Annotated in this window: 7 protein-coding genes and 1 tRNA gene; 1 reads left to right on the plus strand and 7 read right to left on the minus strand. The window is 51.2% G+C overall.

The features are described from left to right. Positions 1-104 precede the first annotated feature (104 nt). From HUK38_RS11895 to dprA, 4 genes are all read right to left on the minus strand, one after another. Positions 105-180 (minus strand) — tRNA-Asn (locus HUK38_RS11895). A 51-nt stretch (positions 181-231) separates the two neighbouring features. Continuing rightward, entirely contained in the window at positions 232-4122 is a 3891-nt protein-coding gene (gene purL / locus HUK38_RS11900; RefSeq protein ID WP_182584556.1) for a phosphoribosylformylglycinamidine synthase, read from the minus strand. 10 nt (positions 4123-4132) lie between these two features. Then, a complete protein-coding gene (topA, locus tag HUK38_RS11905) occupies positions 4133-6466 on the minus strand; it encodes a type I DNA topoisomerase (RefSeq protein WP_182584549.1) in 2334 nt (777 codons plus the stop codon). A 108-nt stretch (positions 6467-6574) separates the two neighbouring features. Then, on the minus strand, positions 6575-7729 hold the full coding sequence (gene dprA / locus HUK38_RS11910) for a DNA-processing protein DprA (RefSeq protein WP_182584550.1): 1155 nt from the start codon (positions 7727-7729) through the stop codon (positions 6575-6577). 152 nt (positions 7730-7881) lie between these two features. On the opposite strand from dprA, the gene recD reads away from it, so the two are divergent. Beyond that, positions 7882-10008 carry an exodeoxyribonuclease V subunit alpha gene (gene recD, locus HUK38_RS11915; protein WP_338065415.1) on the plus strand — a complete coding sequence of 709 codons (2127 nt, stop codon included), beginning with the start codon at positions 7882-7884 and terminating at the stop codon, positions 10006-10008. 118 nt (positions 10009-10126) lie between these two features. Here recD and HUK38_RS11920 read toward each other — a convergent pair whose 3' ends face one another. From HUK38_RS11920 to speB, 3 genes are all read right to left on the minus strand, one after another. Continuing rightward, entirely contained in the window at positions 10127-10504 is a 378-nt protein-coding gene (locus tag HUK38_RS11920) for a DMT family transporter (RefSeq protein ID WP_182584551.1), read from the minus strand. Beyond that, positions 10501-11541, minus strand: coding sequence for a 1,9-bis(guanidino)-5-aza-nonane synthase (locus HUK38_RS11925; protein WP_182584552.1), 1041 nt, complete (start codon positions 11539-11541; stop codon positions 10501-10503). Before HUK38_RS11925 ends, HUK38_RS11920 begins: the two co-directional genes overlap by 4 nt. A 30-nt stretch (positions 11542-11571) precedes the next feature. Continuing rightward, positions 11572-12211 (minus strand): agmatinase (gene speB / locus HUK38_RS11930; RefSeq protein WP_182584553.1); only part of this gene is annotated, 640 nt, incomplete at its 5' end.

Genomic DNA, 12211 nt, shown 5'->3' on the forward strand with positions numbered 1-12211 from the left:
CAAATTCTTCAAGCGATTTCTATCATCAAACGGCGGTTTTTCACGCGCACAAAAAAACGGCTTAGGTCGTCAAAAACCTAAGCCGTTGATTTAACTGGATTATTTGGCTCCCCGAGTTGGACTCGAACCAACGACCCATTGATTAACAGTCAATTGCTCTACCGACTGAGCTATCGGGGAATCAAGCGCCGCATTCTAAAGTGCGAACCCCCCGCCGTCAAGCGCCCGTCATCACCCCACCCACGCCCGCGCATTGCGAAACAGCCGCAGCCACGGCCCGTCCTCGCCCCACTCGGGCGGATGCCACGAATACTGCACGGTGCGAAACAGCCGCTCCGGGTGCGGCATCAAAATGTTAAACCGCCCGTCGCTGCTGGCTAAACCCGTGATGCCGTCGGGTGAACCATTCGGATTAGCCGGGTAATTGATCGCCACCGCCCCGTCATGTTCAATCAACCGCAACGTCACCAGCGCCTGGCTCGCCGCCAACTGCGCCGCGCTGCCAAACTCCGCCCGCCCCTCGCCATGTGCCACGCAGATCGGCAGCCGCGATCCAGCCATGCCGGCGAACCAGGGCGACGGCGACGGCTGCACCTCCACCATCACCAACCGCGCCTCAAACTGCTGACTGCGATTGCGCACAAATTGCGGCCAATGCGCCGTGCCGGGAATCAACTCCCGCAACCGCGCCAGCATTTGACAGCCATTGCACACCCCCAGCGCCAGCGTATCGGTGCGCTGGAAAAATGCCGCAAACTGGTCACGCGCTCGCGGGTTGAACAGAATACTGCTCGCCCAACCCGCCCCCGCCCCCAACACGTCACCGTAGGAAAATCCACCGCACGCCGCCAGTACACTGAACTGATCTAACCGCTTGTCACCGCTCAAAATATCCGCCATCGGCACGTCGTGACATTCAAATCCCGCCCGTTCAAAGGCCGCGGCCATTTCCGCCTGACCATTCACGCCCTGCTCGCGCAAAATCGCCACCCGCGGCCGCGCCCCGGTGGCAATCAACGGCGCGACCGGATTGCTGCGCGGGTCAAAGGTCAACTGCGCTGACAACCCCGCGTCGTGATCGGCAATACGGGCGTATTCCTCATCCGCGCAATCGGGATCATCGCGCAGCCGCTGCATTTGCCAACTGGTCAGCGTCCACTGCTGCTGCAAATACACCCGCGTCACCGACAGCAGCAACTGCCCGTTCGCCGTGATCCGAATCAGGTCATCAATTGCCAACGTCGCCACCGCGTGCGTGTACTGATCCAATTGATGCTGCGCCAACACCTCGCGCACCAGCGGCACGTCAACGTGGCGGACTTGAATCACCGCGCCCAATTCCTCCGCAAATAACGCCGCGAGGTGATCGGCACTCGGCAGCGCGTCCAGCGTCACCGCCAATCCCGTCCGCCCGGCAAATGCCATTTCGCACAACGTCACAAATAACCCGCCGTCAGCGCGGTCGTGATACGCCAGCAGCAACTGCTCCGCGTTAAGCTGTTGAATTGCGGCGAAAAATTGTTGCAACAATTTCGGATCATCCAAATCCGGCGGTTCACTGCCGAGTTGGTTGTACACCTGCGCCAAACACGAGCCGCCCAGCCGCGTCTGCCCGCGACCCAGATCAATCAGCAGCAGCACCGTCGCGCCCTGATCGGTGCGCAGTTGCGGCGTGACAATACCGCGCACGTCCGTCACCGGCGCGACGGCGGAAATCACCAGCGACAGCGGCGCGGTCATGCTGCGCGGGGTTTGTTCACCGTCTGCCGTCGCCTGCGCCCACACCGTGCGCATACTTAGCGAATCCTTGCCGACGGGAATGGCGATACCCAGCGCCGGACACAGTTCCAACGCCACCGCCTGCACCGTATCAAATAACCGCGCATCCTCGCCCGGCTGCCCCGCCGCCGCCATCCAATTGGCTGACAGCCGAATGTCGCTCAGGTGCGCAATCGGCGCAGCGGCGAGATTGGTCACGGCTTCCGCCACCGCCAGCCGCCCCGCTGCTGGCGCGTTGAGCAACGCCACCGGCGGCCGCTCGCCCATCGCCATCGCCGCGCCGGTCACGCTGTCAAAATCCGTCGTGACCGCCGCGCAATCGGCCACCGGCACTTGCCACGGCCCGACGAATTGATCGCGGGCAACTAATCCCGTCACGCTGCGATCACCAATGGTAATTAAAAAGGTTTTCGCGGCAATGGTCGGTAAATGTAATAGGCGATTAACCGCGTCCTCTAATTGCAATTGCGCGGTATTGAATGATTGCGCTGGCGCGGCAATACGGGTGACGGTGCGCGTCATGCGCGGCGGATGACCGAATAAAACCGACAGCGGCAAATCAATTGGCGTGGTCTGCTGCAATTCATCGGTTAACACCAATTGCGGTTCATCCGTCGCGGTGCCGACGACGGCGAATGGACAGCGCTCGCGGGCGCAGATCGCGGCGAATTGATTTAATTGCTCGGCGGCAATGGCCAAAACGTAGCGTTCCTGCGCTTCATTGCACCAGATTTCTAATGGTGATAATTCACTATCGGCACTGGGAATGGCGCGCACATTAAATAACCCGCCGCGCCCGCCATCGTGGACTAATTCAGGCAGTGCATTCGATAAACCACCGGCGCCAACGTCGTGAATAAATAAAATCGGGTTGTGTTCACCCAATGCGCAGCAGCGATCAATCACTTCTTGACAGCGCCGCTGCATTTGCGGATTAGCGCGTTGCACCGAGGCGAAATCTAATTCAGCCGCCGAGCTGCCGCTGGTCATACTGGACGCCGCGCCGCCGCCCAATCCAATTAACATCGCCGGCCCGCCTAATACCACCAGCGGCGTACCGGGCGGGAATGATTGTTTAATCACATGTCCGGGGCGAATGGCACCTAAACCGCCGGCCAACATAATGGGTTTATGATAGCCGCGCAATTCGCCAGCTTGCGTTAATTCATTACTGAGTGGATCAACGGCGGGAATTAACTGCTCAAAGGTGCGGAAATACCCCAATAAGTTTGGACGGCCGAATTCATTATTAAACGCGGCGGCACCAATTGGGCCATCGCGCATGATATTAAATGCCGAGACAATGCGTTCGGGGCGGCCGTAATTGATTTCCCAGGGTTCTTCAAAATTAGGAATGCGCAAATTAGATACGGCAAATCCGCATAAACCAATGCGCGGTTTGGCACCAATGCCTGTCGCACCTTCATCGCGGATTTCACCACCTACACCGGTTGCAGCACCCGGATCCGGGGCAATCGCGGTGGGATGATTATGCGTTTCCACTTTAATTAAAAAGTGAATGGGTTCAGGGTGGCGTTGATAAATAGCCGTTTGCGGTGCGACGTGCCAATAATGACCATTCCAGCCTTGAATGACCGCCGCATTATCCGAATACGCCGATAAAATCCCGGCGGGTGACGCGGCCGTACTGGCGCGAATCATCTTAAATAACGTCTGCGATTGCGCGACGCCATCAATCACCCACTCGGCATTAAAAATCTTATGGCGGCAATGTTCCGAATTGGCCTGCGCAAACATCATTAACTCGACATCAGTTGGATCGCGCCCGAGTGCAATAAAACTCTCAGCCAAATAATTGATTTCGTCGGCAGATAACGCTAATCCCAGCGTTTGATTAGCTTGATTTAATGCCGCCACCGCGTCGTCATTTAATGCAATCGCCGTTAATGGCCGCGGCGCGGCGTGGTCAAATAACTGCAATGCCGCGGCCAAGTTGGGTAATACCACTTCTGTCATTCGATCATGCAATAACGCGGGATTTAATTGATCGAGTGCCGCCGGCGGGTCCGTGTGATAAATGATGCCGCGTTCAATGCGTTGAATTGCAGTTAATCCGCAGCAGTGCAGGATTTCAATTGCTTTGGATGACCAGGGCGATTGCGTCCCGGGGCGCGGCACGATCAATAACGCGGGCGCAGTTAATTCACCAGCGGTGGGCGTTAATTGCTCGGCGATTAAAATCTGCTGTAATAACGCCGAGTGTTCCGCTGTCAACTCCGCCGCCGCATTTAATTCGACAATGTAATGATAAATGCCAACGAGTGACAGTGATTGTAATTCACGCTGTCGGTCAGTAACCGTCGTGCCGCGTAAAATAAGCATCATGGTTTAATTACTCCGTTTCAATAGCCGGATCATCAACGGTGGCGCTGTAATGGCAATCTTTTTGTGGACAAATCTTGCGAATACCTTTGCTTTTCGTGACCTTGAGCGTGAGAATTGGCCAATGACATTGCGGGCAGGGTTCGGCAATGGGTTCATCCCACACGGCATAATCACATTCTGGATAGGTTGAACAGGAATAAAACAATTTACCCCGCCGCGATTGTTTCTTTTGCAATGTGCCAGTTTGGCATTGTGGACAGGTCACGCCAGTTTCTTGCGGTTTTTTTAATGGTTCAATATATTTGCAATTCGGATAGGCGCTACATCCAATGAACTTGCCATAGCGGCCGCGTTTCATTTCTAATGGCGCACCACAGGTTGGACATTGCCGATCTGGAATCACTTCCGGCGCCTCTCGGCTATTCTCATCGCGTAAATCGCGAGTGTAATTGCATTCAGGATAATGGGTGCAACCAATAAATAAACCATTCCGCCCAAGCCGTTTTGCTAATGGAGCCCCGCATTGCGGACAGGCTTCATCAATCACTTCCTGCGTGACATCACTGCGTTGAACATTCGTCGCCGTATAATCAACTAATTGTTTAAACGGCTGCCAAAACTGCTCTAATACCGGAATCCAATCTGTTTCACCACGCGCCACCGCATCTAATTCATCTTCTAATCGCGCTGTGAAATCATAATCCACATAAGCGGTGAAATGTTCTGTTAAAAACCGATTCACCACTTGCCCAACATCGGTTGGCGTAAAGCGTTTATTGTCTAATAACACATATTCACGATCTTGCAGGGTGGAAATAATTGCGGCATAGGTGGACGGGCGCCCAATGCCGAATTCTTCTAATGCTTTGACTAATGATGCTTCGGTATAGCGCGGCGGTGGTTCGGTGAAATGTTGCTCGGGGCGAATGGCTAATAACGCGACGCGCTCGCCAATAATGAATTCGGGCAACAAGCGCTCTTCATCATCATCCGTATTATTGGCATCATCCCGCCCTTCTAAATACACCCGCATAAATCCCGCTTCGGCAATGGTTGACCCAGTAGCCCGCAATACATGACCCGCGCCGGCCGTAAAGTTAATACCGACTTGATTAAACACGGCCGGCTGCATTTGACACGCCAACGTCCGTTTCCAAATCAAATCGTATAGCCGCATCTGCTCATCGTTCAAATAACTGCGTAATAAATCAGGCGAGCGGCTAATTGCCGTTGGGCGAATGGCTTCATGTGCCTCCTGCGCATTTTTCGCTTTGGTTTTATAGACACGCGGCTCAGGTGGTAATTGCGCAGCACCATAGCGTTCTTGAATATAAACGCGGATGTCTTCTATTGCCTCTTGCGCCAAATTAACCGAATCGGTGCGCATATAAGTAATTAAACCCACCGCGCCCTGACCAACATCGACACCCTCGTATAATTGCTGCGCAATTCGCATGGTGCGCTGCGCCGTGAATCCTAATTTACGCGCCGCTTCTTGTTGTAAAGTCGAAGTGGTAAAGGGCGGGGCGGGATTTCTTTTCCGTTGTTTACGTTCAATTGCGTCAACGGTTAATTCACCCTGTGCCGCCGTGATTAATAATTGCTGCGCGGCGGTGGCGTCCGTTTCATTCGTCAAACTGAATTGTTCCATTTTCACGCCGGCTAATTCAATTAACTTAGCTGTGAAGGGGCGCGAATTGGATTGATCGGGTGCAGTTTTATGCGCGGCGGCGGGCAATTTAGCCGCGTCTGCTTCAATTGACCAATACTCACGTTGAATAAAGGCGCTAATCTCGGCTTCGCGTTCGCAAATTAACCGCAATGCCGGACTCTGCACTCGTCCGGCTGATAACCCGCGTCGGATTTTTTTCCACAATAGCGGTGATAAATTGAACCCAACGAGATAATCCAGCGCCCGCCGTGCTTGTTGCGCATTAACCAAATCAATGGATAAATCACGCGGATGCGCAATGGCTTCTTGCACGGCGCGGCGGGTGATTTCATTAAACACAACGCGATGCACCGGGCGGTCGCCTAATTGGTGGCGCTGTTTTAATAATTCTAATAAATGCCACGAAATCGCCTCGCCTTCGCGGTCGGGGTCGGTGGCGAGATACAACGCCGACGCGCTTTTCAATTTTTTTGCAATGGCTTGAACATGTTTTTCATTCCGTTCAATCACCTGATATTTCATGGCGAAGTGATCGTCGGGAATGACGGCGCCCTCTTTGGGAATTAAATCGCGGACATGACCATAGGAGGCAATGACGGCGAATTCAGCACCGAGATATTTTTCAATCGTTTTGGCTTTGGCGGGTGATTCAACAATGACCAGATTCATAGCGGATAAGAGCGCCTAATGATTCGGAACTTGGGAGTGTTAATACGGTATTATTGCAGCAAAACAGCCGTCGCGTTAATAACATATTGCGCGGTGCCGCGTTTTATCTCAACGTCGGCTGTAACGTCCACCGGGATGCGATAATACATGTCCGCGTAATTCCAGCAATAGCAGGGTTGAAATCACCGCGTCCGCTGCCCAGCCGCTACGTTGAATCAATTCATCGGGCGCGGTCGGAGAATTGTCTAATAAATCAAGCAGTTGACGCTCGGCGGCGGGCAGCTCAATGAGTGACGGCGCGGTGGTGGCGGTTACAGTATCCAGCGCATCCGACGGCGGCGTTAGATCAATTGGCAGCAGGGCGCGATTGAGTTGCGGCAACAGTTCGTCGAGCAATTGTTCAATGCAATCAATGAGTTTCGCGCCGTCACGAATCAGCGCGTGACAGCCGCGAGCCAGCGGATTGTGTATCGAACCGGGCAGCGCAAACACCTCGCGCCCCTGCTCGACGGCGTAACGGGCGGTAATCAACGCACCACTTTGGACGCCCGCTTCGGTGACAAAAGTGCCGAGACTTAGCCCACTAATCAAGCGGTTACGGCGCGGAAAATGCTCGCGCTGCGGGCCGGTGCCGGGTAAAAATTCGCTCACCAGCGCCCCGCCATGTTCAACAATTTGATGCGCAAGTGCATGATTTGACTTAGGATAAATCCGATCCGGCCCCGTGCCGAGGACTGCAATCGTTTTGCCACCGCGCAGCGCACCCTGATGTGCCGCAGTATCAATGCCTTGCGCCAACCCGCTGGCGATCACTATGCCCAAACCGGCGAGATGCCGCGCAAAAGCGTAGGTTGTTTCCACCGCGCTCGGCGTCGGGTTGCGCGTCCCAACCATCGCCAATTGCGGCTCGCGCAGCGCGTCAGGATCACCAACGCCAAACAGCACCGGCGGCGGGGCGTGAATTTCGCGCAACAACGGCGGGTAGCGGGCATCATAGCGCGTCATAATCCACGCCTGCGGCCGCGTCGCCCACTGCACAATGCGCTCGACGCCGTGCCAATCGGGCTGCTGTAACGCCGTACCAATCGCGGCCGACAGCCCGCACGCCTGACACGCGGTTTGATCGGCATCAAGCGCCGCGACGGCACTGCCGGTGTGCGTAATTAAACGGTCAATACGCAGCGGCCCCAACCCGGGGATTTGTAATAATGCCAAGAGCGCGTGTAATTCACGGTTAGCAGCAGGATCAATTGCGGTAGTCATTATGCAAGCGTCAGTGATGTTAATAAAAAAAACGACAGCGGGTGATGATAATACACGCGCTTATGCTAAAGTGATGATCGGCCGCTGTCAATTACCAATTAATCAAATCGCCCACCGATCAAACAGCCCATTTATCAAACAGGTTCAATCGCGTGACTGCTCACACCACCGCCGCACTGTTCAATCATATCCAGCACTGGGCAACCAACGGCGCCGTCCGCGCTGTGGATGTCGCGTTAATTCGATTTATTCACGCCAACGGCCATGAAACCGCGCCAGCGGTATTACTTGCGTTATTAATGACCAGTGAAGCGCATCGTCACGGGCATTTGTGTTTGGCATTAACCGCCGCATTGGCGCATCCCGAACAGTTATTTAATAATCCAGTGGAAGATGGCGCCGTCGTCAATACGCCACCACCGGAATTATTTGCCCAATGGCGGGCATTAACACTGCCAGATTTAATTGAACAATTAACCCGCAGTTCCGCCGTCGCTAATTATATGAACGCGGCACCTGAGCGGGATGACGTGCGCATGAATGCCACGCCCTTCGTATTAGCCGGCACCCTTGACCACCCGCGTTTATATTTACGCCGCGTCTGGCACAGCGAGCAGTGCATTATTCACGGGATCAATGCGCGCTTGCAAACGCTTATTGATTTGCCGACACCGCAATTGCGCGAGTTACTCGACAGTTTATTTACGCCAATACAGGGCGGCGATCAATGGCAACGCATTGCCTGCGCGCTCGCTGCGCGGCGCCAATTTGCAATTATTACCGGCGGCCCTGGCACGGGTAAAACCACCACCGTATTACGTTTATTAGCGTTATTACAAGGCATCGCTATTAAGCAACAGCAACCGCCACTGCATATTCGTTTAGCCGCCCCCACTGGCAAAGCGGCGGCGCGACTCAATGCCGCGATTGCCGGACATATTCAATCATTACCGGTAGATGAATCCATTCGTGCCGCCATTCCCACCAGCGTCACCACCATTCATCGGTTATTAGGCGCTCGTGCCGAAAAACACCAGTTTCATTACCACGCTAATCATTTACTGCCGGCCGATTTGGTTGTAATAGATGAAGCCTCAATGGTAGATGTTGAATTATTCGCCGCGCTATTAAATGCCCTGCATTCGACAACGCGGTTAATTCTGCTGGGTGATAAAGATCAATTAGCTTCAGTGGAGGCCGGAGCGGTGTTAGGTGAATTATGTCGCCGCGCCGACGCTGCCCACTATACGCCGACAACAGTCGCCTGGTTAGAACAGGTTACGGGCGCTGTAATTGAAAAACCCTATTTAGATCAGTCCGGCACTGCATTAGATCAAGCCGTGGTGATGTTGCGCACCAGTTATCGGTTTAATCAACGGGGCGGGATTGGTTTATTTGCAGCGTTGGTCAATCAGTTTAATCCAGAGTCATTTACTGAACGGTTTAAACATATTCAGCAGTTATTTGATAAAACTGCTGTGAATCAATCATCGAAACCGTCAACAGCGGCGGCCAATTTAATTGATTCTAACCAACTTGTGCGTATTCAACTACAGGATACGACCGATCCAGCATTGCGGCAGTTAATTATTGATGGCTATCGTGATTATTTGGAATTGGTGCGCACCCCACCGGCACTTTCATTGCATTCTCAAATGCCACATACGCCAGTATTGGATCAGTGGGCGCAGCAGATATTGAATGCGTTAGGGCAGTTTCAATTATTATCAGTGGTGCGGCAGGGTAATTGGGGTGTGGAAGGGTTAAATCGGACAGTTATTCACATTTTACAGCGGGCAAAATTATTACCTGATTTGTCACACCTACCACCGGAAGTATTAGATCATCATTGGTTTATTGGACGGCCAGTGTTAATCACGCGCAATGATTATCGCCTCGGTTTAATGAATGGTGATGTTGGCGTGACATTAGCGCTGCCAATTGTTGACACAACAGCATCGCACCGCCAAGTATTGCGCGTGGCCTTTCCAGCGAATGACGGCAGTCAGCGAATTCGGTGGCTATTACCCAGCCGATTGCAAGCGGTGGAAACTGTGTTTGCAACGACGGTTCATAAAGCGCAGGGGTCAGAATTTAATCGCGTGGCACTCGTATTACCGCCGGCGAGTAATCCTATTTTAACCTGCGAATTATTATACACGGCAATCACTCGCGCTCGTCAGCAATTCACGTTATTATTACAGGATGAAGCGGTATTGGCGAGTGCATTAACGCAGCGGGTGCAGCGTACCAGTGGACTGGCGTTGGCGCTTGATTAAATGTGAGTGCGTTGTAAAATAGACGGGTTAATCTAACCTCCGCGTCTAGTGATTAACAGGAGACGCGGGCGTTTTAATAACTCAGTCAATTGTCTGACTTGGCAAAACTGTCATCAAACTAGGCTTCGCTCAATTCCAGCATTGCGACCGCCGCAATCCCAATTGCAATCCCAAAGGTTTGCGTCCAAACTAATTTCTCACCAAATACCAAATAACTCACGGCAGCTAACGTCACAACATTAAAAATCACCAAGATTGTTGATGCCACTGCCATATTTTTATATTTAAATGAATGGGCAAGGAATATCATGGCGGTTAGGTAAATAAATAATCCCAGCCAGAAGGCGCCTAGATCATTGGCTAATACCCATTTTTTCATAACAATATCCCCAATAGTTAGGATGACTCCGCCAAGAAACAATAATATAAGCGGGGTGCTTTCCATAAATCTTAACCATTTTACCGTTTGTGTTTTGATCGTAGAAATGATTATCATGTCGCCGCTTTCAATTGCGCTGATTCTAAATAACTATTCCAAGTTTGGCGGGTACGATTAATCCAGTCAAGTTGATGATACGCATGACTGACAATAAGCGGTAATACGGTAGTTGCTTCGGCATACACCATTTGCTCATAAATGGTATCCACCTTACCCCACGAAGCCGCTTCTTTTAATGTAGAACTAGAACAAGCGCCATCACGGACATCTGCAACCGTGATTTGTACTGCGTATTGGTGCATCGGCACAATGTACCCAAGCATTTCGGCACAAATAACTGTATCTTGCGCAAAATTTTTCGGCACACCGCCACCAATCATAAATAACCCAGTCTTTTTGGCGGCAATTTTTATTTGGGTTAGTTCAAAGAAATCTTTAATTGCATCTAAAGTAATATGTTGCGTTGGATTATCAACCTGATGTTTCACTAAACCAAAGCCGGCACTGCTATCCACAAAAGCCGGGCAGAAAATAGGCACATCATGTTCATAAGCAGTTTGAATGAGTGAACGCTTTTTAATTGAATGAGTGACGAGGTATTTTCCCATTTCACGAATCAATTCCCGCGAGGAATAGGCGCGGGGTGGTAAATTATCGGCAATCTGTTTAATTGTCAGATCGCAGTGTTGTAACTCTTCTTCATCAATGTACACATCATAAATACGGTCAATATACTGATCGCGTAGTAATTTATCATCAACATGCGGCGTCCCCTGATAATGTTTAAATCCCAATGCCTCAAAAAAGTCCATATCAACAATTGCAGCACCGGTTGCCACAATGACATCAATCATGCCGCATTTCACCATGTCAACGTAGATTTGCATACAGCCAGCGGCACTTGTACTACCCGCTAAAGTGAGGATATTCGTGCAATCATTATCTTTAATCATTTGCTGCAAAATTGTTGCAGCGGTTGCGGTATCGCGTGATGAAAATGACATTTTGTGCATTGCATTAATAATTGGCGTTGAATCAAATGTAGTGATGTCAATATGTTCGATGGGTTCATTTAATAAAACTTTGTGCGTCATTGATGTTGTTTCCAGTTAAAATAAGGTTAATTAGATTTGACAAGCGGCTTGTGCCATATTGACGGGTGAACGCGATCTAAACTGTGCGTGACAAAAATTATTTGACAAAAGTTGATAGATTAACTTTGCAGCTAAAAAATCTGGCGCTTTGTTATGTGCATTTGGACATAATTCAACAACGTCAAAACCAACAAGACGTTTATGATGGGCAACTTTTTCGAGTAATCGCATGACTGTATACCAATTTAATCCGCCTGGTTCAGGTGTTCCAGTTGATGGCATGATTGCCGGATCGAATACATCTAAATCAATTGTAATATAAACATTCTCTGTTAATTGTGCTAAAACACGATCCATCCATGCTAATTTATCCGCAATTTCATTAGCATAATAGAGACGCGAGCGATTGATCATTTTCGTTTCTTGGTGACTCATGCTGCGAATACCAACTTGAATAAAGGGACCCATTTCCTTCACGCGAGCCATCACGCAGGCATGACTGTATTTTGATCCCATATATTTGTCACGCAAATCGGCATGCGCATCAAGTTGTAATACAGTCAGATTTTCAAACGTGTCAAAACTCGCTTTAATTGCACCAATACTGACCGAATGTTCACCGCCAATTAACACTGGAAACTTATCTTCATTCAGATAAAACAAACTGTCC

Origin of the sequence: Thiospirillum jenense (assembly GCF_014145225.1) — a bacterium.
GTDB classification, from domain to species: Bacteria; Pseudomonadota; Gammaproteobacteria; order Chromatiales; family Chromatiaceae; genus Thiospirillum; species Thiospirillum jenense.